This is a genomic window from Flavobacterium sp. B167r, assembly GCF_056824315.1.
Genome location: NZ_CP124859.1, coordinates 4,700,304 through 4,725,066 on the forward strand (window position 1 = coordinate 4,700,304; position 24,763 = coordinate 4,725,066).

Below are 24,763 nucleotides of genomic sequence, written 5' to 3' on the forward strand. Positions count from 1 at the left end.
TTATTTAATAACCGCACGCAAAAAACTAGAATCTCAAAAATTCTGGTGTAAAAAGGGTATACTTACCTAAATTAAAATGAGTTTAAGTTCTTTTTATAAATGTTAATGGAGAAACGCCAAAATGCTTTTTAAATCTGAAAATAAAATAAGAATAATCATTAAAATTGAGTTCTTCCGCAACTTCTGAAATAGTGCGTTTTTCTTCAGTCAAAAGTTCTTTGGCTTTTATAAGCTTATGATACATAAAAAAGTTGTTTGGGGTAGTTCCGCTAACTTTTGCAAATATCTTTTTAAATTTAGATTCAGACATATGGCTTTTTTCAGCAATATATTTTATCGATGGGAAAACGCCATACACATTGTCTATCAAATAATGCTGAATAGCAATTATCGTTAAAAAGTCTTTTTGATCTACCTTTTTGATAACAATATTATCGTTTAACATTTGGATTAGATAATCTGAAACTAATAAATGGCTTGCAGAAATTAATGCCAGCTTAAATGCGCTTCCTGAAACTGGAATTTTCTGCAAATCTTTTAAAACAATACTACTGGCGGTAGAAATTCTATCAAATTTAACGAATGTGTTTTGTTCGACATCCATTATCTTATCAATATTAGATAAAAATTCAGGATTTTTACTCGCAAAATATTTTACTTTACTTTTTTTGAGAAATACGCAAAGTGCTGTTGTTTTGCTACCAGCTCTTATTGTATAACTGGTTTCTAAAGCACTGTCTATAATGGATAAATTATATCCCAAACGTCCCACATCATAAAAGAAATTTCCATTTGCTTTTCGAGCTTCACCTTCAGTTAGATCATAGTAAAAACCTATAAAATCCTTTTTGGCATTCCTTTGAATAAATTGCACATCGGTTTTATATTCGGCATTGATATATAAAAGCACCACATCATGTCCGCAATCTACAAAATACCTAACACCTACATTAATTTCTTCAGGCATTACAATAAAATTTCCTTCAATTTTTCCTCCTAATTGTTCTGCATAAGATTCAACCCAATCTAGATCAGCCCCAAAAGAATGCTCAACTGTAATCATCTATTTAATTTTTTAAATGAATATGGAAAAACTCTAAATTCATAATAATAAACCATCAAATTTGACAATTTAATATATACAGATATCTATTAACTCTCAAATATAACAAATATTCACATTACTGAAAATCAAATGTTTGGATTTGATATTAAAAATATTCTACCCTTTTGATTTATTTGGCTTATAAGTTTTCAACCTCATTTTTGACACTTAATTCTCTCTGATTTTTGTAGAACTTTTGCTTCATAATTTAAAAAGTAATACTGCAAAGCTTTTAGCATGCCGTTCTATTTTTTGCAATATTCTATTCATACTAATGATCAAAAATCAAAATATATTAAGCATAAACCAAACTTAGATTTTTTATAAAATCCTGCTTTATTGCGTTGCTTTTGCACTTTCCAAGAGATTCTCAACGAATGTTTAATAATTAATATAAAATATAGAAATTATGGAAGCTCTAAATCAAAATTGCCACTTATTATTATATATTTGATTATAAAAAAAAACTGACTTTTTGAAAGTATATATTAATGGCAGTAATACTATCGCAGAAACCTAAAAAAGAAGATATAGCAATGCATAAAATTTGGAAATTAAAAGAATCTAAATCAAATAAAGTAATCTATAAGGGAAATCCAAGAGAAAATGATTTAAATCGTTTAAATTTAGAATCCAGCGATTATACTTTTTTAAAAGATTCGTTTACTATTCCATACTAGTGCTCGCAATTGCAAATCTTGGAAGCTTAAAAATCACTATCGGATATATAATTCTTTAGGGAATAGCAATATTTTCGTTAGTAAAAAGGTTAAAATCCAGAAGTGAAACTGAATTTCTTAAAGATAAATACTACCACCAAAAACTACTACAACGGATTTAAGGAATTAAACTTAATGATAAGATGGTTTTGATCTGCAGAATCCGAAAACAGGGTGCAATTCATTATCAAACCCACTGTGTAACATAAAATCAGGTTGGATTCGATGGAGAAAGGGAAACAAATTATTAATTGACTATTTTACAACAAGCTAACGAACGAAAAAAACCAAGGCACAACAGATTGGATAATTGGCTTAATTGAGTTCCAAACCCGCTGTATTACCGTTTCATGCAATGCATCCAAAACCACTAAACAAAATGAAAAAACAAACATTATATTTAATTGTAACCATTTTATTTATAAGCTGTAACTTAAAGAAAGAAGATAAAAATAATGTAAAAATAACACAACCAAAAACCGAAGAAAAACCTATTGATGAAATAAAAAACATTGAACAAAATGGAAAATCTTTTTATGAATGGTATTTCAAAAATGACTTTCCAGATTGTGGAGTCGTCAAAGATAAAAATGAAAAATGCTTAATTGATACAATAGGTTATTTTAAATTATTAAGAGAATTAGGAACTATTTCTGAAAAATTTATTAATAAAGAAAAACAAAGATTATTAAGCTGTTCAGAATTTATTTCTACAATTGATTATTCGGATTACGAAAAGGCTGAAGCTTACGACTACGATCAATATTGTGGTGACTTCTATTATATGTATTGGATAAAAAGTCAAGAGCCGCCAAGCAGTTTTTCAGTAAAAAATATAAAAAAAATTGATCATAATCTTGCAACTTTAGATATTTATGAAAATTATGGTGAAAAAGACGAACCGCTATCAAAAATAACTTTAGAAAAGGAGGGCGCTATTTGGAAAATTATTGAAATAAAATTCATAAATCGTGAAGAAACCAAAACAGAAAAAACTCTAATTTATAGAAAGTGGAAAAATACAATAGTTACTTTACATATTAGTCAAGAAGGTTTAGCATTTGAATACCACGGACAATGCATGTATTTCTATCCTATAAAGAAAATTAGTGAAAATGAGTTTGAAATGATATGGTCAAACAATATGGATTGTTCTTTTGACAACGGAACAAGCAACACATTTAACTTAAAAGATTTTCCAACAATAGGCAAACCATTTGCTAAATTCAAACTAAAAAATGATATTCTTTACGCCGAATACTATTATAAAGATTGGGTAAAGAAATACACTGAACAAGTGGCAGATAACGTATTTACATCGAAATATTTTATAAAAAATGAAGAAAACTAACCGAATATAAGTACTAAAAGGCAACAGCCATTAGCTGATAGTTTACTAAAAATCAATTTATATAAAATAAATTTCAAAAATGAAAAAAATACTTTTATTACTAATTATTTCTGTATTGATTTTTTCTTGTACTACTAAAGTTGTGAGACCCAAATTAACAGGGATAATCGTTGATGAGTTCGAAGTTCCCATAGATAGTTGTAAGGTTGGAGAAACATTTACGGATAAAAATGGACGATTTGAATTATCAGAAATAACACATACGGGATTTGTTAGTCTCTTTGGGAGAACACCTATTTTTATAAGTGAAGAAATTATAAAGAGCGGTTATGAAAAAAAACTGTTAAGCGGACGAAGCGGACGGGGAGGTGTCTCAGCAGGAAGCTTTTGGGATATGGATACTATTCGTTTAAGAAAAATTGCTACTAATTTTTCAGTAATAAAATTAAAAGACGTGTGGCTTGCAGGAATAACCAAAAATTTAGACACTATCTTTTTAACTAAAAAAGATCAAGAATACGATGAAGGACAAATAGATTTTATTTCAAATAAATGCGACACATATTCAAGAGGATACTATTTTTTAGGAATAGATAATCTTCCTAAGAATGTTTTTGAAAGGCATATCGAATTGGATTTAACAGCCAACACTTTAAAAGTTAAAAGAGTATTAATTTATGGAGATACTATCACAAATGAAAAAACAAAATATGATACCATTTATACACAAGGCAAATGGAAACAAGAACATAAAACAATATCCTTGCATACTAATTTACCCGAAATAAATGGAGTTTACAACGTAGTGGATTTTAATTATAACTCTTTTCAATTAGTCAAAAAATAGTTTATATTTTAAAAAAAAACTTCTTTTAAATTAAAACGTAATTAAGTCTTATAAAAATATGTTGGCGAGCAAAAAAACCTCAGCTAACAGCTACTACTGCTTTTTGCGGTTGCTAAGAGATTACTTTTGAACGTTCCCATAATTTACTTAAAGTTTAGAAATTATGGAAACTCTAAATCAAAATTGGAAGATTGCATCGGAAATTAGATTAGTTAACAAATCCAAGGTACAAACCTCTGAAAACGGCAGATCAAATCATCTACAAATACTTAACTATTTTGAAATCCTTATGGGGTCAAGGTAAGACAGACTACTTTAAAAATAAAGCTAAAAGTTGATTTATTTCTCAAGACGTCCCTACTTTAATCTGCTTAAGTGGACTGGAGAGATATTGAGGTAGGATGCAATGCAATGCTGAGGAACACGCTGGAGTATATTTGGAAACCTTTTATTCATGTCCTTGTAACGCACCAGAGGAGAATTCACATACATAGCCTTTATCTTATCATTGACAATAAAGAAATAATCCTCGGTAATCAGTCTGCCTAATTTTTGACCATTTTTTAAATGAAGATATATATTCTCAAGCATTTCATGCGATATGATCAGAACTTGGGTATCCTCCATGGCCTGAATGGAGAAACTCGCGGGAATACCTTTTAAAAAGCTCTCATAGTCAGTTCCAAAAGTGTTTTCCAAACAAAAGTGAAATGTCTTTTCCTGATCCTTGTCGTCAATAAAATAGATCCGCAACAGTCCACTTACCACAAAATAAATATTAGAACAAATGCTGTGTTCCTGAAAGAGGATCTCTTTTTTCTTAAAGGTTTTCATTTCCAGCATACTTATGCAGTACTCTAGCTCAGATTCGGAAATCTCTATATAACTGCGTATTAACTCATAAAGCCTCAGAAAACCATTGTTTTCCCAATCAAAATTTTCTTTCATTTTTCTGTTTTTATTCCCTACACAATACGACAAATGATTTTTAAAAACAAGTATAACCAGTATTACTAGGGAATCTACCACTTCAAAATGAGTGACTCATCAGGCAAAAAGTTGCTTTTTATCCCTGCACAGCAACCTTATTTCTTTCCTGTTTCTTTAGCGCAGAGGCTTTTATGATAATTGATTATGCCAGATTTACCATTCCTGATCAAGAACTGCTAAAATACTTTGCAAAAACTTAAAAAATATGGACATGATGATCAAAAATATGGATACAAAAAATAAGTTTTTAAATTTTGAAGATGCTTATTTTTGGCAAAGTGAGTCTGTACTATGAAGACTTTAATGCATTATATGCAAAATTATAAAAAACTGTTGTATGAGAATCGGAGCATTTTGTATTATCGAAAGTTATGAATGCCCCACAAGGATTTTTCTTGATAAGAAATGTAAGATCAATTTGTATGTCCCAAGTATTTAATTGAGAGCTAACTATTGGATGGGCCGAATGCTCTCTTCTACCGATGCATTTTTCAAATATCAATCCCGTCTTTTCCGCCAACTGATATGCCTTATGTCTCAATGCAGATCATCCGAATGGAATCGTTGCTCATTTACTGGACAGATCCATGCCGGATAGAATATTAAAGAATGCCAAATCTTTCCTTGTAGGTTTTAAGTTCCTGATCTGTCTTGTTGAGAAGTTTTTCCAAAAGCACTATTTTATCGCTAAATAAACCGTTCAGATAAAATTTATCACAATGATTATATGCCGTGTAAGGTTCCTTTGAAATATTGGACAAATAGGCATTCTTATCAAATTGGATGACAGCCTGAAGTTCCATTTCAAAGATTACAGCAATTGCCTCTAATTTTTCAAAACTGATATTACCCCTTCCGTTTTCGAGTTTACTGTAGCCCGCCTGAGTAATTCCCAGCATGTCGGCCATATGAAGTTGGGTATAATTTTTAAGTTCTCTGATATTTCTAATATTTTCATTAATTCTTACAGCCATTTAATATGCGATTTAATTCGCTATACAAATTGACCCAATAATCCTCTGCAATAAACAATCTCATGCCCCCCAATGCAATAAGGCTTAATATAACAGCAGATAAAGGATCAATGTATAGTAGATAATTTAAAAACAGTGCAAATAAAAGGAGTAAAAATTCCTGGTGCAATAACAAATGTTAATCCTTTTTCTTTTTTTATTCATTCCCTCATGACAGGCTCTAGTATTGGCTGCAATGAGCCAATAAGATCTTTTAAACTATTCTGCTTTTTCAAAAACTGTACTTTTTTGAATTTCGCAGCAGCATCTTTAACCAGAGCTCCAGAATGACCTGAGTACAATATAACGGGAATTTTTTCAAGACCGTTTATGTTCCGAATTAGTGTAAGAAATTCAGAACCATCCAAATATGGCATATGATAATCAAGAAAAATCAAATCTGGAAATTTCTTTGCTTCCTTCAGCATTTTTAGTGCATCAAGTGCATGATTTTTAACCGTGTGTTTAATCTTAGAATTGACTGCATTTACTGCCAAACCAAAGATTTCTGCATCTTCAGCGTCATCATCAACCAGTAGAATATTCCTGTATTTCATATTGCTAAATTAAGTTTTTACTCCATCTAATATTTATAGCTTTTTTTACAATTGTTATACAATTTCAAATCAAAGAAAAAAGTTTCAGTGCAATTACTGACCATATCGGAGATTACCAATAGAGTAGTTTGCATATGAATATTTATCTCTGACAACATCTACTATTTGTATCATTTAACAAAGTAAAAATGCTACAACTTCTTAACTGATTTATGGAGGTCTACTTTACAAACAAGTAACATGGAAAAACAATTCTTTCCTGTTGGGTTTGAATTCGTATATTCGGCCTTTATTTTGAAAAAAGAGAATGATTGCAAATTTGAATGAAAAAAAATCCTATCCATGGATTGTTGTTGGCTTGCTATGGTTTGTTGCTTTATTGAATTATTTAGACCGACAAATGCTCTCCACTATGAAATCCGCGATGATGGATGACATTCCTGAATTAGCTAAAGCTGAAAATTTTGGTCTTTTGATGGCTATTTTCCTTTGGATATATGCGCTTATGAGCCCTATTTCGGGAATTATAGCCGATCGATTTAACCGAAAAAGAATAATTATATGAAGTCTTTTTATCTGGTCAGGGGTGACTATGGCGATGGGGTATGCATCAACTTTCAATCAAATTTATATTTTGCGTGGTATTATGGGTTTTAGCGAAGCTTTTTATATCCCTGCCGCTTTATCCCTAATTGCAGATTACCATCAGGAAAAAACACGCTCTTTTGCAATTGCAATTCATACTACCGGAATTTATTTAGGACAGGCACTCGGTGGTTTTGGAGCTACTATTTCTAAGCATTTTTCTTGGCATTTCAGCTTTCACTCCGTAGGGTTACTAGGCGTAGTTTATAGTTTAGTACTCCTGTTTTTTTTACGGGAAAAGAAAGTATACTTTTTTAATCCTTCAAAAAATTCACCTGTCAGCTATGAATTCAGACAAATGTTCAAAGGATTGGGAATATTATTTGGCAATATCTCCTTTTGGGTTTTGCTCTTTTATTTCGCTGCACCAAGCTTACCGGGTTGGGCAGCTAAAAACTGGTTACCCACCTTATTTACCGAAACTTTACATTTAGACATGTCTCTCGCGGGACCAATGGCAACGGTAACTATTTCGATGTCTTCTTTTTTTGGTGTTTTAATTGGAGGTGCCATTTCTGACAGATGGGTGATAAAAAATCTTAAAGGACGAATTTACACCAGTGCTATTGGATTATTTCTTACCATTCCGGCATTGTTTTTATTTGGATATTGCTGCAGTATAGAGTCTATTATTTTTGGCGCTATCCTTTTTGGACTTGGATTTGGAATATACGACACGAATAATATGCCCATTCTTTGCCAGTTTGTTGCACCTCGCTACAGGGCAACAGGATATGGAATTATGAATTTTGTGGGCATTTCAGCCGGAGCTATTATCACCGAGTTTTTAGGAAAAGCAGCCGATAATGGAGGAATGAGAAACGTTTTTGTACTACTCTTATTTGTAGTGGTTACTGCCATCGTTTTGCAACTGGTGAGCCTGCATCCCAAAACTATTGATATGACTGAGGAGAATGAGATTAAAGAGAATCAATCTCATTGAAGAAAAGTAGCAAAACCATCTATTATAAGTAAGGCGTACGCTAAAAGGGTAAAAAAAAGTAAAACGAAAGTTTTTCAATCTTTTCAAAAACCTAGAAAAATGTAGTAAAGCCTGCAACTCTTAAGATTTGCAGGCTTTTTTTAATTTACGGCAGTTTTTAAATTTTATAAAAATGCTCAAAATTTCTATGGTAAAATCGTGACACATTGCCTCGTCTGGAAAAAGTGCCACATAATTAAAGCTTGCCTTTTAAACATATACCTTTTCTAACTTTCTATTTTAAGTTATTTGTTGAGACACAACTTTAAAAAGATGTCAAAATTGGAATTAAGTTCTTAAAAATTCCAATTTACATACGACTTAATTATGCGAAATTTGTTCGATACTGTATCCTGATGAAGACGATCCAGCAATAAAAACGGTGTAGACTTTTCCAGCTGCAAAATCTGTAGCAGGCAGCGTTGCCAGATTATCAGATGCACCAGTTCCGCGTACCTGAATCCCTACCGAACCAGCATTAATTTCAGTGTAATTGCTCTGACTATAGCGTGCAACATTTGAAGCAAGATTATTGCCTTGAGCATCAAGAAAATCTAAATTAGCAGGAGCTCCACCGCTTAAATGAATGAATTTTACTTTAGCTTTTCCACTGGCTGGTGCAGTAATGTTGTCTTCATAAAGCCTTACTTCTGCATCGTCTCTCGATTCTCCCGTAAGATATACGGTATATCTCCTGTCATCGCCAAGATCAAGTTCCTCAGTGGCATACAAATCATTATCATTTTCATCTCTAAATTGGCTTACCAGATTTTTACCGACGGCCACATCATGATAACTTACCGAATGTTCCAAATAGCTCAAATTACCAATGTAGGGAATGTTTGCCATAACAAATTTTTGTGATCCTGAGTTGGGAGCCGCATTTACGACTTTAAGACGCGCAGAACCAAATGGATCTACTTCATTATTATCACAAGAAGATAAAAAGATCAGTGCCGCTGAGGCCATTAATTGAATAAAGATTTTCTTTTTCATAATTTTAATTTTGGGTTTTACTTTTTTTAATCAGATTACATGTATTTTACCATAATGGTAATTTTATTGCTCGTGCTTTTTATAGTGATTTTAAAATCATCAAATTCAGGTTTTTTCATCTTTTCCATAAAGAAATTAGAAAAACCAAAACCTTCTTTTGGTATACCTATAAGGTTTTTGTTTAGTTCTCCATTTTTATTCTCATCATCAATAAGTGTGATGCCATATGTGCCTGGATCGAGGTTACAATTAATGATTAACAGGTCATTACTAATTGTTTTTTTATCAAAGACTAATTTTTTCGAAACTTTTTCATTTTCGTAATCTTCGCTGTTTTTAAAAACATTTAGTATAATTTGTCCTTTTTCTGAGCGGATGCCCGAAATTTTAATAGTGGTATTTTGTCCATAAGAACGACCAACGCATAAAAGGATTATCAAGACTATAAGCCAGCCTTTTAGAGGGATTTTCGTTTGAATCATTATATTTGAATTTTAAGATTTTGTTCTGCGAAAATAGCAGAGCAGTTTCTTAAAAAGCATAAAAAATAAAGTCAAACGGACAATCTTACGGGTGAACCGTATCGTAGAAAAAAAGTCTTTTAGAAAGAATTAAAAATGGAAAAATATTCACAAAAAAAGCCATAATATGATAAATGACAGAATTTCTCGCAAATAATATTGAAGCCTTTAAGCAGTAATCTTAATTGTTTTTGTAGAAATCAATTTTCTAACCATGCCAATACTTTAGACCTTTTCTCTCTGCTGACAAAAACATCTTTATGAAAAGGAAATGTAAGGTTAATTTTTAGCTTTCGCGGAAAATAATCTGTAACATCGGCTATGGCATTTCGGTTTACGAGAAGCTGCCTGTTCATTCTGAAGAAAATTTTGTTTGTTCTTTTTTCCAGATCCTCAAGACTTTCTGTTAAACTGTAACTCCTGCCATTGTGTGCCAGCATAACTGTTGCTTCCGCTTCAACATAAAACAAAGCGATTTTTTCTAAGGCAAAAGGAAGAAGGCGATCTCTATATTTTACCATTATAGTGCTGCTGACCGGCTGCTGAAGATTGGAGATCGTTTCCATTGCTTTTTGATACTGTGCAGCAATCTGACCGCTCATTATTTGCTGCATGTTATGAAATTTGCTTAGAGCGACTTTCAATTCGGCTGCACTAAATGGTTTTAAAATATATTCAATGCCATTGGCTTTAAAAGCATCAAGAGCATATTCATTAAAAGCCGTACAAAAAATGACTGGAACATTTAAAGGTACCGTTTGAATAATTTCAAAACTCAAACCGTCTCCTAACTGAATATCGCTAAAGATAAGATCAGGCTGCGGATTATTTTTAAAATAAGCAATTGCCTCTTTAACAGAACCTAGAAGGGCAATGATTTCTATTGCGGCATTGCAGCTTTTCAGGCTTGATGCTAAATCTTCTGCTACGAGCGATTCATCTTCAATAATTATGATTTTCATCGGTATTTATTTTAAAGCTTACAGAAAAAGTTACGCCATCGTTGTTGATTATAATTTCATTTCCGGACCAAATCAGGCAGCGTTCAGCCAGATTTGCCAGGCCGCTTTTTAAAGATGTTTCACTGGGACATCTTACATTCATCGTATTGGATACTGATATGTATTCTCCTGTTTGCTCTATTTTTATCCGTAAGGGCTGCTGTTTGGTAAATCTATTATGCTTGATTGCATTTTCTGCCAGAGGCTGAAGCGAGAAAGTTGGCACAGTACATTTAAGCATATCCGCATCATTTATTTTAACATCCCATTCTAAGGCTTCTCCAAATCGCATTTTCTGCATTTCAAGATAGTTTTGGCAAAAATCCAGTTCTTCCTGCAATGTAGTAGCCATGCTGTCATTAAGGGTTACGGCACTTCTGAGAAATCCGGCCAGCTGTATCAGATAATGCTCTCCAAGGCTAAGGTCTTTTTTATAAAGGGCTTTGAGCGTATTGAGAGAATTGAATAAAAAATGCGGATGTATCTGCTGCTTCAAAAGCAGATTTTCGGCTTCTGCAGTGCGAAGCTGTAATCTTGAATTTTCAATTTCGGCTTGTGTTTTAGCTAATCTTAAAATCGCGAAATCTTGCAATAGCAATACTAAAATAGTGATAAAAACAGCTTCCATTAAAAATGTCATAATTAGCTCTATGCTGTAAGCACTCCAAGATATATGCGCCATGTAAGCGAAAAAAGGCCATAATAACATTTGAAGAAAAATGGAAGTGCAAAAGCTTGCCAAGTAACGCCAAAGCCTGAATTTAATAATATCATTAGGGAATTTAACCGCACAAAATTCTAATATTGCTGAAAGTGAAAAAGTTACGGTAAAAATATAAAACATACTTTTTAAGGTCATAAAAAGTATAAGAGCAACTGAATTTTTAAAAATAACAAGAAAAAATAAAGCAATTAACGAGATTAACAACGTCAAAAAAACGTTCATTTTATAAATCTCCCTCAAAATTAAAGGAGAGAAAGATTTGGCGATATTATTCATGATTATGGTTTCATATTTTTTGCTGCAGATCTCAATCCGTTTTATTTTAGGCATTCGAAATTTAGGAAAAGTACAAAAAATAGTAATACTGCTTTCGTAATTTTCAACAACAAATAATACCGCCTGTAAATGCAGGAGGTATTATTTGACTCTCAGTTTTTTTTAAGATGAAATTTATCTGATTTAAAAAATGTAGAAAAGACTGACTTGTGACATATGATTTTGAAAATCAGTATTTATAGTCGTTGATTTTGTTTTGCTGATGTCAGTCAATCCCATATAATAGCGCGCTCCAATACCAAGTCCGTTTGAAAATTGATAGCCGATACCCCCAACCATACCGGCATCAATTTTTTCTGCAAAATCAGCATCGTTATTAGTAATTTCTTTAAAGTCCTGCGAAGCCAGAATTCCAACTTGAGGGCCCGCTTCAAAATACAATCCAAAATTGGTTTTATATTTTACGACTATTGGTACAGAGATGTACGAAAGTTTAACATCTTTTCCATCAGAGAATTCGCCTTTTAATTTGGCGCCTTGCGTAGAATATAAAAAGTCTTCCTGTATAGACCACTTTTGATTGATATCAAAAGTGACAATTGCGCCGGCATGAAATCCGGGCAAACCTTCGGTATCAAAATTGGCGTTGTAAAAATCACTGTAATTAGCACCGGCTTTCAGGCCAAAATGGAGTCTATCAAAAAGACTTTGGCTAAAAGCGCTTGAAGAGACCAGAACAATGCAGAGCAAAAATAAATTTTTCATGATTTACTATTTTTAAATGTTATCAGGCAAAATGCCTTTTTTAATTTGATAGCACAAACATAAAAGTCATGATAAAAAGAACTCTTAAAAAATTAGCTCAAACGGACAAAATTGGGCGGGAAACGGTATTGCATATTAAAAAAGATTCTGCTCGCTTCTGTCTTGCTGCGAATAAAAATCTTTTATCGTTCGCTGTAAATCTACAAACTGAAGCACTACAATTTCCTGATCACCATAAAATTCTTTCAAGGTTTTGCTTTGAAGCGCCAGGATTTTAGAGCCAATAATTTTTTAAAATGCTTTTTTAACTGCAAAATTAGATACGTTAGAATTAAAAAAATACCTCATATAAATTTTATGAAACTAATTTATTTCTTTGTAAACCAATAAAAAAGGCTGCTTCATAAACTATGAAACAGCCTTTCTTATTTTGCAAAAGTCCCTTATTTAAGTGTTAGTATAGATAATTTAGAGCTGTAACATCATTAGCGTTAAAAGCTCCAGTCTCATTTGACCCGAAACATGCCCTCATGTAAGAGGTGGCATCATATCCTGAAGGCGTTCCTGGAATAAGAATGGCTCCGACACCGGCAGTTCCTTCGTTTGAATTCTGCCCGCAGCTTTGACGGCTGAACCAGTCTGTATGACGAAGACCAATACAGTGTCCTATTTCATGTGCCGCCACGTGTGCATTTACGTTTGTTGAATAAGAATCCAATCCAGAATATAATGTAACTGAATTATATGGATTCCCTCCAGAAGGAAAACCTGCCACTCCGCCAGCAGATCCAGTTTGTCTTCGCACCACAATGTTTGCTCCCGAAGTGCTTGAACTAAAAGTCAGTGTAAAGTTTATAGACAATCCTAAATTATTGTATCTGTTTATAGCAGCCTGCAGTCCATTACGCATATTGGTAGTCAGGGCAGTAGTACCTGTACCTGATAAACCAACTACTCTAATAGTTCTTGGAGCTGACACTAAATTAGTCGTGCGATATTGTTCTGTAGTAATGCCTCCGTGAAGATCCATTTTGTTTAATTGCTCTTGTGTGATGATAATATCACCCTCAACCAGAAATGCATCCTCAGCTACACCCTCTAGATTAGTATTCTGGATCACCTGAACATCTGAAGTGTTTAAAGAAAGTGATTTTAGCTTGCTTAAAACCTCTGGTGTTACTTTAAGAGACTCTTGAGCAGATGGTGTTTCCTGATCGTCTTTATTACAAGAAAATAGCACTAAAGCTGCTAATGGCAAGATTAGAATTGATTTGATTTTTTTCATAATAATTTCATTAATTTGTTAAATAAATTGATAGATAGGGCTTCTTTTACAAAATATTGTAATATTTATTATCAAATTTATATAAATTTTAATCTTAAAATACTTATAAAAATAATATTTAACAAATTTAACACTTTTTGTTATTTTAATTAAAAACATTTTTTTAGTCATAATTATCTGATATTGCTTCCCAACTCGCATATTCAGTAGTGTTTTGTTAATCAAAGCATTAAGAGTATGATAAACTTTTCAAAATTATATTTGGCTAAAGAAGTTTAAAAAATGGCGTATAATTCTGAGTAAGATCCAAAAATATAACCGCAGCTTGTCAAATAAACTTTATTTTAAATGGATTTATAAGATTCGGCAGGAAATAAAAAATAATAAAATTTTTACAAATATTTTAATAACTTTGGATTATATGCAGCGGATTTCAAAACAAACTATTATCTGTAAAGTTGCTTTTTGCCTAATCAGATCTAAGAGGTGCTAACACTTCCAGCTGCCTTAACACCTGCAGTACATGAAGGCTAAAATTACTTTTTTCATTATTATGATCACCAGTATCAGTCTATCCCAGAGTTCTGATAAATGGAAACAATACATAAAAAAAGAAAATGAAATAAAATTTGAAAAATATTATTTTACCTCTTTAGAAAATGCACATCGAAGCGGCTATAAAATTGTAAAGAAACTCGACAATGCTTTTTGTATTATTGAAAGTCAAAGTGCTAGATATAACAGACGTCTGCAAAATATTCTTTCTGTTAATGATCTATGGAAACTGCCATCCAATTTTTCAAACCATAAAGAAGACAGATCGTATATAATTGCCTCTGATTCTCTTCAAGTATTAATTGCTGACTTGACATTGCTAGACATCTCTGATATCAAAATACTCGATAAACATCTTGTAATCATAAAGAGTGATTCCAAAAAAATTGTGGATCAGGTTGCAGCTCTGAACAGCGTCTCTTCCATTTCACAAGAATCGCTACTGCCCAAAGCGGAATCTAAAATAGCAGACCAGAATTTCAGCACTAATCTTATCAATAAAGCTCATGCAAATTTTCCTAATTTAAATGGTGAGGATCAGACTGTGGCAATCAAAGATGATTTTTTTGATGTAAATGATATTGATCTTTTCAATAAGCACATTGCTTCTACACTACAATCTACTGCTATATCCGACCACGCAACGGCAATGGCCACTATTGTTGCCGGCTTAGGAAATAGTTCTGCATTGGGAAAAGGAGTCGCCCAGAAAGCAAAGCTTCTATCCTCTGATTTTTTGAATATTTTTCCAGATGAGATAGCGGCTTTACAAGGAGCTTCAACTGTAAATCACTCCTACGGTACAGTAATAGAGAATTTTTATGGTTCGCTTGCTAATGCTTATGACAATCAATTGTTCTTAAATCCAGATTTGACTCATTGCTTTTCTTCTGGAAACACTGGTCTTCAGGGGTATAAATCTATTACTGGAAATTTCAAACAGTCTAAAAATAGCATCGCATTGGGCTGTATTGATCAAAACGAAGTGATTATGCCTTTTTCTTCAAAAGGTCCAGCTTATGACGGTCGGATAAAACCAGAGCTCGTAGCATTCAGCACACAAGGGACTTCAAATTCCACAGCAATGACTACAGGAATTATAACCCTTATGAAACAGCATTATAAAAATATAAACAATGCCTCCCTGAATAATGCCGCAACAAAAGCAATTTTGATTAACAGCGCTAAAGATTTAGGTAATAAAGGGCCTGATTTCACCTATGGCTATGGCAGCATTAATGCGGACAAATGCCTAAAAACCATCAGCGAAAACAGAATCATATCAGGTAACTTAACATCCGGACAGACCGAAACGCACACCATCGTAATTCCAGAAAATGCGAAAAATTTAAAAATAACACTAGTGTGGAATGACCTGCCAGCTACAATTAACAGCAATATAAGTCTAATGAACGATTTAGATCTGGAAGCCATTACAGCTGATAGTGCTGCTTTTTTACCCTGGATCCTAAATCCCAATGCTCCAGAACAGCAAGTAGTGAGAGGAAAAGACAAACTTAATAATATAGAACAGGTTACCATTGAAAACCCTGTATCAGGAACTTGTACCATAAATATTAGCGCTGCGTATATTTCTAATACTTCCCAGCTGTATAGCATCGCTTATGAATATGAATTGGAAAATCAATTTCAATGGAACTACCCCGTTACAAATGATAATTTCCCCTATGATGGCAAAACGATTTCGCCTTTTAAATGGAATTCTTCCTTTTCTGGTCTCTCTGGAGAATTGGCTATCAGTTATAATAATGGGCAGACTTGGGAAATTATCGCAAATGGCATCAATCTAGATTCTGGACAATTTATCTATACTCCTCCTGAAAAAAGATTTTCAAAAGCAAAATTAAAAATGACAATCGATGGTGCCGATTATATCTCTGACAGCTTTATCGTTTCCTATGATCTAAACATCCGTACGAGTTTAGTTTGCGACGGCACAACCGAGATTAATTGGGATAAACCCGAGGGTGTGGTTGCTTTTAATATCTATCAGCTCGCAGGAGATTACTTTGAATTTAAAAAGCAGATAACAACCGCTGATTATGCCTATACAGATGGAAAGGTTTATACTGTTACTCCAGTATTTGAAGATAATGAAGGCATAAAAAGCGAGTCAGCATTGCAGTATGCCCAAAACTCAAATTGCTACTTTGAACTAGCCTTCGCTGAAGTTTACCAGAAAAATAAAGTAAAGATTGATGCCAGCCTTTTCAGTTTATACAATATCAAAAGCATTGAGCTGGTAAAAATGGTCCATAACACTCAGAATGTAATCGGCACAATAAATGATGTCAATTCAAAAACGTTCTCTTTTCTAGATGATCAACCGACTGACGGCAGCAATAAATACAAAATAAATTTAATTTTAGAAAATGATAAAGTCGTGAGTTCTTCAATCCTGGACACTAATTATTTAGACAACGGAATGTTCTTTATCTACCCTACGCTATTAGGCAAAAATGAAGAATTATTTATTGAAGCCCAAAAAGAGGAGCAAGCCACTTTCTATCTCTACGCCATAGGCGGACAAAATATAATTGCAACTCCCTTGGTTTCTACAACTAATAGCATCAATCTGAAAAATACTGCCTCTGGAATTTATATCTATAAAATAGTCACAGCTTCAGGCGAAGTCCAAACAGGGAAAATAGCCATTTTTTAAATGGTCTGCCGAGTTCTGAAAATATGATAAATAAACCGCTATGTTTTAACGTCTTTATATTTCGATAAATGCAAATTCAAATAATATTATCTTGAAGCAAGAATAGTCAGCATATCTTCTAATTTAGTTTTTAAGACATCTACACTTTGATGTCCGAAATATGCACCCGAGATATTATGATTCTCATCGAAAATAATAAATGACGGAGTTCCTTGTAATTGATTAAGTGTAAAGGTTTCTCCTAATAAAGGAATCTGAGAATAGTATGATTTTACTTTTGTTACTAAAATCTCTTTCTCAATCTCAGAAAAATTTGTAAAGTTTGGAATAGCTTCACAAATTAATTCGATCTTATTGGAACCAATAAACTGCTCAGAGGTCGTCATACAATCAAAAGTAATTGGAAAATCAGGGATTTCTGAATACTTAGAAGTTCCATGTTTTTCAGCGTAATATTTTTTAGTTTCTCCAACCAATGTACCATCATACAACAAGAGTTTTAAGCTTGCTTCATTATTATATTCAAAATCTTCAAAAGCAGTGGCTATTCCAATAAAGCCAACTTTTTCATTAAATGCTCGATAAAGATCATTCATAATGGGAAAACCATATATAAAACAGCCAGGACAATTAACTTGAAATATAAATGCTATATTAAGCTTTTTAGGAGTAAATTCCCCTTGAAACAATTCTTTTACGTTGAGATGAAATTTTGACATCGATAAAAATTTATTATTATACATTTTTATTACCTGATAATGATTGCAAATACAATACAAAAGTAGTTTAGGACTATTAACAAGTTAATAGTCCAGTTTTTATAATAATTAAATTTTTCTGGTTTTAATTATTTTCTACAGCTTAAACATCATTTATTTATGACAGCACTTCGCTAATTTCAATTCCTAAAGCCTTTGCAACGCCTTCCCCGTATGCTGGATCAGCTTTATAGCAATTTTGGATGTGTCTTATTTGAATAAATTTCTGAGCTCCTCCTACTTGTTGGGCAGTATTTTTAAACAACAGCTGTTTTTTTTCTTCTGTCAGCAAACGGAAAAGCAAACCTGGTTGCGTAAAATAGTCACTATCATCTTCTCTGAAATTATATGCATAAGCATCTCCATTAAGTGTTAACGGTCGTTCTTTAAATTCTGGCTGTTCTTGCCATTCGCCAAAACTATTAGGTTCATAATGCTTTCTTCCTCCATAATTTCCGTCTATACGCATTGCACCATCCCTATGAAAACTGTTATAAGGGCATTTTGATGCATTTACTGGAATCTGGTAATTATTAACTCCTAAACGGTAACGTTGTGCGTCTCCGTAAGAAAACAAACGTCCCTGAAGCATTTTATCTGGAGAAAAACCAATTCCTGGAACTACGTGTGCTGGATTAAAAGCGGCTTGTTCTACTTCTGCAAAATAGTTCTCTGGGTTTTTATTCAATTCAAATTCTCCAACTGGAATTAATGGAAAATCGCCTTTTAACCAAACTTTCGTTAAATCAAAAGGATGGAAACGATAGGTTTTAGCCTGCTCTTCTGACATGATTTGAACAAACATTTTCCATTTTGGGAAATTTCCTTCTTCAATAGCGTTAAATAAATCTCTCTGATGGCTTTCTCTATCTCCTCCTACTAATTTAGCCGCTTCTTCGTCAGAAAGGTTTTCAATTCCCTGTTGCGAAACTAAATGGAATTTCACCCAATGCCTTTCGTTTTGAGCATTAATAAAACTAAAAGTATGGCTTCCAAAACCGTGCATTTCTCTGTAAGATCTAGGAATTCCTCTGTCGCTCATTACAATAGTAACCTGATGCAAAGCTTCTGGCAGTAATGTCCAAAAATCCCAATTGTTATCGGCGCTTCTCAAATTAGTTTTTGGATCGCGTTTTACTGCATGATTCAGATCAGGAAATTTCATCGGATCGCGGAAAAAGAATACTGGCGTATTATTTCCTACCAGATCCCAATTGCCTTCATTGGTATAAAATTTCATGGCAAAACCACGAATATCTCTTTCAGCATCAGCAGCACCTCTTTCTCCAGCAACTGTAGAAAAACGTACAAACATTTCTGTTTTTTTTCCAATCTCCGAAAACAAGTCTGCTTTTGAATATTGGGTAATATCATGAGTTACTGTAAAAGTTCCGTATGCACCAGAACCTTTTGCATGCATTCTCCTTTCCGGAATCACTTCGCGGTCAAAATGCGCCATTTTTTCAAGAAACCAAAAATCTTGCAGTAAAACAGGTCCGCGAGGCCCAGCAGTTTGAATGTTTTGATTGTCTGGAACTGGAGTTCCTGTAGCAGTAGTAAGCTTTTTATTTTCCATTGGTTTAGTAATTAAGTTATTCAACATTAATCGTAGTGATATATGATAAAATAGATTTTTCAACTACAATACCAAACACACAAATCATTAATTATCAATAACTTAATATGAAAAATAAAATTTTTAGTTTTTATATTTCGCTAATTTATGCTAGAAAATTATGAAATATAATAAATGGCGTAGTGCAACAACATATAGAAACAATTTCTTATTAGAATAAAAAAAGCAGCCTTGTGGCTGCCTTTTTGTAAAATTGATGAATTAAACCTTTCTTAAACTTTCGAAATTGAATTACATTTCTTTTAAGTTAACTTCTTTTTTATCTCCATCTTTATCTATGGTTACCCTTTTCTCAATATTAGCTTTATCATTATAGGATTGTGTCGCTGTTCCATAATTTGTTGAGGAACCTTGATAACCAAAATAATTATAATAATTTGTATAACCAGATACGTATGAATAATTGTAAGAGTTAGTAAAATCAAAACTAACCATAACAACATAAGTACCAGGCATCAGATCTACAAATTCGAAATGTCCTTGATCGTCATAAACTTTGGCCTTTTTTATACCATAACCAAAATCAGTATTCAAAGGTACTTCTGGCATTTTTTTCTGCTTACGAATTTTCTTGTTGACCTCTACCCATTCTTCATAATAAGCTGAACTTGGAAAAAGAGTAATTTCTGTGCCCCTTGGTGCAAATTGTTTCTTAGCAGTATTCACTAAACCTCCCAATTTCTTACCAGAGTCTGATCTTGCATAGGCTGTCCCAATTATAACACTATTACCATTGGAAATTTGCTGTGCAACCTCCTCTTTATTAAATTTGTTTTTAATAGGCTGATAATCTAACTCTTCGTTAACTGTAATTTCCCACATTCCATTAGCCATAGACATTTCGCGCTGCCACAAACGATGATCTTTTTTGTCTATTACGTAATTATAAGTGGCATTGGTGCTTTCTTCCAAAACTGTGACAAGCCATGTCTCGTGCTTACCTGTTCTTGGAGAATTATAGACATAACTTTTTACCTCTTTGATGGTGTAATATTCAACAAGTACATTTGACTCATCATTATAGTAGAACTGCGGAAAACGGCCTTTATACCCTACATCTAACGGCAATGTTCCAAGTAAATGATCGGCCAAGTTGAAGTCAAAATACTCTACCTTAGGCTGAAGCTTTAGTTTTTTATCTTTTTTAGTTTTCTTAGAATAGAAATTACCCGTAATAATTTCAGCAAAGTTGAGATTTAATTTTGCATTTTTTGTTTCGTCAGAATAACTTATAGCTCTAAGAGTTTGAGCATCTGCTGTACTAATACGTGTGGTAGGTTTTCCGTTATCTTTTGGGGTAAAAGTATTATTTAACGTTATTTGATTATTAGCCAAAGTTATGTCGTACGTCAATGTTCCCATATTTTTCCATTCTGTATCTTTTACATAATAGACTGTATAGAGTGATTTTCCGGGTTTAATATACTTTGTGTTGATATCCTTACTTCCAGGAACAATTGCTTTTTGTCCGAATGTTATAAATGGAAGCAGAATGAATACATAAAAAAGTTGCTTTACCAAATTAGGTGTTCCGCTTTTTAAAAATCCTAATCTTATTAAGAAAAAACTATCTGTAATGTTACCTTTCATCATAATTATTTTGATTGGTCACAAATTTACGGACATCAAACACAAAAAAAAATACCTGATTTCATGGTAGTTTACTATAAAGAGTTACTTTAAATCTTCTTTCAAATGATTTACGAATTGTTTGGTAAAAGGAGTCTACTGAATATAATAAGGAATACTATACAAACAACGTACTGGATTTCCATCTTTCTTAGCCGGAATCCAATCGGGACATAGTTTTAAAACTCTTTCTAATTCTTTTCCAGTTCCATATCCAATATCGCGAAGAATTTCTATATTAGAAACACTTCCATCTTTTTCAATTATAAAATTGGCAAAAATACCACCTTGAAGCGGATCATCATTATCCGGATCTTTTGGCACAATATATTTTTTTTTCAAAAAAGCATAAAATTTCTGTATGCCTCCAACATAATCTGGCTTAACATCAACTTCCATTGGTTTGTAAATTTTATTATAATCTACTGTAGAGTCTGTGTCTTTTTTAACTGTTTTTTGAAGTGTACTATTTTTATTCTTTTTAGGAAACTCAATTGTTTCTAAAGCCGAATTTTGCGATGCAGGAACATTTTTATCCTGACAGCTAAAAAACAATACTAAACTAACAATAGTAAAAAATATTCTTATCATAGATTTTTACTTTAAGATTAAGGTTTGAGTTTTTTATACATTTTCTAGAAGTAAAAAAACGAAAATTATTCAATTATATAAATAAAAAATCTTTCAGATATCATAAATGAAAAATAAAGAGAAAAATTTGGAACCTTAAAAAGCCAGAACTTTATTAGTCTGGCTTTTTAAAACTTTCAAAACAAATCAAAAGTTATTCTTTTTGATCTACGAAAACATACAATTTCTGAACTTTACCATTTTCAATTACAAACAAATCCATTCCGCTTACTACAGCTGGTTTTGCTTTTGAACCAAATTGCCAATACAATCGAGCAATATTATGATTGGTTTCTACAGATTTTACAGTAAATTTAAAATCGGGATTTTTAGTCTGAAGTTCTACAATAAATTTACTGATATCCTCAATTCCTTCAGCGATAAAATGACGATCTACCATTTCCACATCAGAAGCGTAAACTTGATTCAATAAAACTTTGCGTTTTGCTTCGTCTTTTTCATTCCAAATTTTAAGGTGATTTTCGACAATTGCTGTATTCTTTTTAGCATCTAAATCAGCTTCCAAAACTTTTTTCACTGTTGCGTTTTTTGGAGACCATAATATCATTTTTGGATTCGCTTTTTCATATCCTTTCCCGTTTGGATATGAAACCAATTCCATTTTAGCCCCCCAAGGAGTTTCAAAATAAACCCAAGTTTCTCCAGCTGTATCACCAGAAGGCATTGTAAAGGGTTCTCCTAAGATTTTTACTCCTTTGCTTTTTAAATATTCTACTGATGCATTAATGTCATTTACATAAAAAGCGATGTGAGACGCTCCGATATCGTCTGTATTCGGGTGCGTTTTGCTTCCTTTGTTGTCAGCGTATTCAAAAACTTCAATGCTTGCTCCGTTTCCTGCATTGACCATTTTAATGGTTACAGCTCCAGTATTCGGATTGATATTATTTAATTTTTTCCAATCAGCGTCAAGCGGAATTGGCCCTAATTGTGTTACTGGTTTGAATTCAAGTACATCGTCAAAGAAGGTAACCGCTTTATTTAGATCGGGCACATTGATTCCGACATGATCAATTCCGACGATTCCTGCGTTTGTCTGTGCGAGTGTTTTTTCTGAAGCAGAAAAAAGTATTAGTAAATTAAGCATTGCTGCTGCTGAAGTTTGCACTTTTTTATTTGATTTATTATGAGTTGTTTTCATGATATTATATTTATTATTGATATTGATTTTAAGTATAAATTAATTAGTATAAGCTGCTACCCATTTTGCTTTAATATTAGCACGAGCTTCAATAAACTCTTTGTCAGTTCCTTGAGCGATTGCGTCAAGCGGAAAACGAAGTGGTCTCTCCCCTTTTTTCATGCTTACCAATTCTAGAATACCATCAGCAATAGTTTGCGGATTCATATCGAATTGCGCCATTTTACCGAATAATGCAGTTCCTAATGCGTTGAATTTTTCTGTTGCTGCGTCGCCATATTCTTCAATTATTTCAGTTTTATCGGCATGAATACCAGCTTTTGATCCGTTATTCATTTCTGTTGGATAAACTCCTGGCTGAATACTTACGTTTTCGATTCCGTAATTTGCTAGTTCGTCTTGTAAGCCTTCTGTAAAACTTTCTACGACCAATTTTGATGCGATGTATGGAACCATAAAAGGAAGTGTGTGGCCGCTTGCTCCAGTTGTAATGTTAATTACGAGTCCGTTTCTTTCTTTTCTCATTGATGGTAGAACCGCTTGATACATACGAAGAACGCTATAAACGTTTACATCGAACATTTTACGAACTTGATCAATTGAATATCCTTCTAAAAGACCAAAACCGCTTACTGCTGCGTTATTGATTAAGACATCAATTTTTCCGTATTTAGTGATTACTTTTTCAATTGCTTTGCTAACTGATGCGTCATCTGTAACATCGATATCTACTACTTCGATGTTTTCTATTGCTCCTAATTCTTTCGCGGCAGCGGCATTTTTATCATTTGTGTTACGCATTCCTGCAATTACTGAATGACCTGCATTTGCTAATGTAATAGCTGTTAATTTTCCAAAGCCTGTACTTGTTCCTGTAATGAAAATTGTTTTTGACATGATTTCTACTATTTAAATGTTTATAATGTTTGTTTCTTTTGAACATTACAAAGTTGCGACGAATGCAAAACGTACACATTGATTAGAAATAAGTAAAAACTTGATATAGATCAAGAGTTTGAAGAAGGCATAAAAAAAGGAGCTTTAAAAGCTCCTTAGATATTATTTCTTTGCCGTTTGTTTCCGAATACGGCTGAGTGTTTCTGGTGTCATGCCCAAATATGAGGCAATCATGGTTTGCGGAATCCTAGAAGCAAAACCTGGATATTTATTTACAAAGTTCAAATACTTTTCTTCTGCTGTTAAAGTCAGTGAAGCTTGAATTCTATTTTGAGCGGCGATAAAACTTCTTTGCAGGATAGTATTAACCATATAATTAAAGGCTGGAATTTCTCTGCACAGTAATTCAAAATTCTCATGAGTAAAAAGAACCAATTCTGTGTCTTCGATAGCATCAATATTAAAACGAGAAGGCTGTCTTTGTCTAATAAATTTTCACTATAATCTGTTTGTAAAACATAGAATTTATCTGTTTTCCAAAACCTACAATCTGTCTCCATCTACTTCGCAAATAAATCATTTCTTACCATTGCTTTTTTGTTTTACTTATATTAATTCAAAAAACAACTTGAATTACAAGGTTACTTTAAAATTTTCATCATTAAAATCTAAGCGTAAAAACTCATTCATAAGTGCTGATGGAAAGGCATAATTTGTTTTTAATTCCCATTCTTCCGTGATTTCTAATTTTTCAAAAAATCTCTCCATAAGAAATTCTCTGTTTCCTTTTATGGTTATAAGAATCCATGTAGAACTATTATACCCTTTATTTTTAGGTATGATGAATCTTTTGATTTCATCATTGTTTTGTTTGTTTACGTAAACCTCAAACATCTTTTCTACAAATTTTAATATTATATTCTGAGTCATGAAAATTAGTAAAAACTTGCAAAATATTGAGGAAAATAATCGCATTAAAGCAAAAATCCGTTTGAGAATTCTCAAACGGATTTTTTAAATTATTTATTGGCTCTTT

The 24,763-nt window shown here is 32.7% G+C and carries 22 protein-coding genes and 1 pseudogene; 5 read left to right on the plus strand and 18 right to left on the minus strand.

Going from position 1 to position 24,763, the window contains the following annotated elements; genetic code table 11:
* Positions 1-82: 82 nt before the first annotated feature.
* On the minus strand, positions 83-1,063 hold the full coding sequence (locus tag QLQ96_RS20540) for a helix-turn-helix domain-containing protein (RefSeq protein WP_482492967.1): 981 nt from the start codon (positions 1,061-1,063) through the stop codon (positions 83-85).
* Positions 1,064-1,596: 533 nt separating this feature from the next.
* Between QLQ96_RS20540 and QLQ96_RS20545 the strand changes: the two genes are divergently transcribed.
* The 3 genes from QLQ96_RS20545 to QLQ96_RS20555 all read left to right on the plus strand — a co-directional run bounded on the left by QLQ96_RS20545 (position 1,597) and on the right by QLQ96_RS20555 (position 4,022).
* Positions 1,597-1,785, plus strand: a complete 189-nt coding sequence (locus QLQ96_RS20545) for a hypothetical protein (protein ID WP_482492969.1) — start codon at positions 1,597-1,599, stop codon at positions 1,783-1,785.
* 418 nt (positions 1,786-2,203) lie between these two features.
* Positions 2,204-3,175 carry a hypothetical protein gene (locus tag QLQ96_RS20550; protein WP_482492970.1) on the plus strand — a complete coding sequence of 324 codons (972 nt, stop codon included), beginning with the start codon at positions 2,204-2,206 and terminating at the stop codon, positions 3,173-3,175.
* Between the two features lie 79 nt (positions 3,176-3,254).
* Positions 3,255-4,022: a hypothetical protein gene (locus QLQ96_RS20555; protein WP_482492972.1), complete on the plus strand. Its 768-nt coding sequence runs from the start codon at positions 3,255-3,257 to the stop codon at positions 4,020-4,022.
* A gap of 357 nt (positions 4,023-4,379) precedes the next feature.
* Here the strand turns inward: QLQ96_RS20555 and QLQ96_RS20560 are convergent, their stop codons facing one another.
* The 3 genes from QLQ96_RS20560 to QLQ96_RS20570 form a co-directional block, all read right to left on the minus strand.
* On the minus strand, positions 4,380-4,970 hold the full coding sequence (locus tag QLQ96_RS20560; protein ID WP_482492974.1) for a Crp/Fnr family transcriptional regulator: 591 nt from the start codon (positions 4,968-4,970) through the stop codon (positions 4,380-4,382).
* Positions 4,971-5,614: 644 nt separating this feature from the next.
* Positions 5,615-5,986, minus strand: coding sequence for a helix-turn-helix transcriptional regulator (locus tag QLQ96_RS20565; RefSeq protein WP_482492976.1), 372 nt, complete (start codon positions 5,984-5,986; stop codon positions 5,615-5,617).
* Positions 5,987-6,186: 200 nt separating this feature from the next.
* Positions 6,187-6,582 carry a response regulator gene (locus QLQ96_RS20570; RefSeq protein WP_482492978.1) on the minus strand — a complete coding sequence of 132 codons (396 nt, stop codon included), beginning with the start codon at positions 6,580-6,582 and terminating at the stop codon, positions 6,187-6,189.
* Positions 6,583-6,889: 307 nt separating this feature from the next.
* Here QLQ96_RS20570 and QLQ96_RS20575 point away from each other — a divergent pair.
* A pseudogene (locus tag QLQ96_RS20575) lies at positions 6,890-8,170 on the plus strand (MFS transporter).
* Between the two features lie 360 nt (positions 8,171-8,530).
* On the opposite strand, the gene QLQ96_RS20580 reads toward QLQ96_RS20575, so the two are convergent.
* The 6 genes from QLQ96_RS20580 to QLQ96_RS20605 form a co-directional block, all read right to left on the minus strand.
* Positions 8,531-9,205 (minus strand): DUF4397 domain-containing protein, encoded by a 675-nt coding sequence (locus QLQ96_RS20580; protein WP_482492980.1) that lies wholly within the window; start codon positions 9,203-9,205, stop codon positions 8,531-8,533.
* A gap of 35 nt (positions 9,206-9,240) precedes the next feature.
* Positions 9,241-9,687, minus strand: a complete 447-nt coding sequence (locus QLQ96_RS20585) for a DUF2141 domain-containing protein (RefSeq protein ID WP_482492981.1) — start codon at positions 9,685-9,687, stop codon at positions 9,241-9,243.
* Positions 9,688-9,926: 239 nt separating this feature from the next.
* Positions 9,927-10,688 carry a LytR/AlgR family response regulator transcription factor gene (locus tag QLQ96_RS20590; protein WP_482492983.1) on the minus strand — a complete coding sequence of 254 codons (762 nt, stop codon included), beginning with the start codon at positions 10,686-10,688 and terminating at the stop codon, positions 9,927-9,929.
* Positions 10,669-11,727: a sensor histidine kinase gene (locus QLQ96_RS20595; protein ID WP_482492985.1), complete on the minus strand. Its 1,059-nt coding sequence runs from the start codon at positions 11,725-11,727 to the stop codon at positions 10,669-10,671. The genes QLQ96_RS20590 and QLQ96_RS20595 overlap by 20 nt, the downstream gene beginning before the upstream one ends.
* A gap of 183 nt (positions 11,728-11,910) precedes the next feature.
* Entirely contained in the window at positions 11,911-12,492 is a 582-nt protein-coding gene (locus QLQ96_RS20600; protein ID WP_482492986.1) for a porin family protein, read from the minus strand.
* A 454-nt stretch (positions 12,493-12,946) separates the two neighbouring features.
* Positions 12,947-13,777, minus strand: a complete 831-nt coding sequence (locus QLQ96_RS20605) for a M57 family metalloprotease (protein ID WP_482492987.1) — start codon at positions 13,775-13,777, stop codon at positions 12,947-12,949.
* A 523-nt stretch (positions 13,778-14,300) separates the two neighbouring features.
* Between QLQ96_RS20605 and QLQ96_RS20610 the strand changes: the two genes are divergently transcribed.
* The gene (locus QLQ96_RS20610) at positions 14,301-17,015 is read left to right on the plus strand and encodes a S8 family serine peptidase (RefSeq protein ID WP_482492988.1); all 2,715 of its coding nucleotides are present in this window, start codon (positions 14,301-14,303) and stop codon (positions 17,013-17,015) included.
* An 86-nt stretch (positions 17,016-17,101) separates the two neighbouring features.
* On the opposite strand, the gene QLQ96_RS20615 is transcribed toward QLQ96_RS20610, so the two are convergent.
* The 8 genes from QLQ96_RS20615 to QLQ96_RS20650 all read right to left on the minus strand — a co-directional run bounded on the left by QLQ96_RS20615 (position 17,102) and on the right by QLQ96_RS20650 (position 24,657).
* Positions 17,102-17,734, minus strand: a complete 633-nt coding sequence (locus QLQ96_RS20615; RefSeq protein WP_482492990.1) for a hypothetical protein — start codon at positions 17,732-17,734, stop codon at positions 17,102-17,104.
* A gap of 157 nt (positions 17,735-17,891) precedes the next feature.
* Entirely contained in the window at positions 17,892-19,349 is a 1,458-nt protein-coding gene (locus tag QLQ96_RS20620) for a catalase (protein WP_482492992.1), read from the minus strand.
* Between the two features lie 291 nt (positions 19,350-19,640).
* Complete coding sequence (locus QLQ96_RS20625) at positions 19,641-21,002, minus strand: DUF3108 domain-containing protein (protein ID WP_482492993.1); 1,362 nt, start codon at positions 21,000-21,002, stop codon at positions 19,641-19,643.
* 132 nt (positions 21,003-21,134) lie between these two features.
* Positions 21,135-21,629 carry an energy transducer TonB gene (locus QLQ96_RS20630; protein WP_482492995.1) on the minus strand — a complete coding sequence of 165 codons (495 nt, stop codon included), beginning with the start codon at positions 21,627-21,629 and terminating at the stop codon, positions 21,135-21,137.
* 193 nt (positions 21,630-21,822) lie between these two features.
* A complete protein-coding gene (locus tag QLQ96_RS20635) occupies positions 21,823-22,830 on the minus strand; it encodes a VOC family protein (protein ID WP_482492996.1) in 1,008 nt (335 codons plus the stop codon).
* A gap of 39 nt (positions 22,831-22,869) precedes the next feature.
* A complete protein-coding gene (locus QLQ96_RS20640) occupies positions 22,870-23,727 on the minus strand; it encodes an SDR family oxidoreductase (protein WP_482492998.1) in 858 nt (285 codons plus the stop codon).
* Positions 23,728-23,889: 162 nt separating this feature from the next.
* Positions 23,890-24,099: a Crp/Fnr family transcriptional regulator gene (locus QLQ96_RS20645; protein ID WP_482492999.1), complete on the minus strand. Its 210-nt coding sequence runs from the start codon at positions 24,097-24,099 to the stop codon at positions 23,890-23,892.
* 261 nt (positions 24,100-24,360) lie between these two features.
* Positions 24,361-24,657 carry a hypothetical protein gene (locus tag QLQ96_RS20650; protein ID WP_482493001.1) on the minus strand — a complete coding sequence of 99 codons (297 nt, stop codon included), beginning with the start codon at positions 24,655-24,657 and terminating at the stop codon, positions 24,361-24,363.
* Positions 24,658-24,763: the final 106 nt, after the last annotated feature.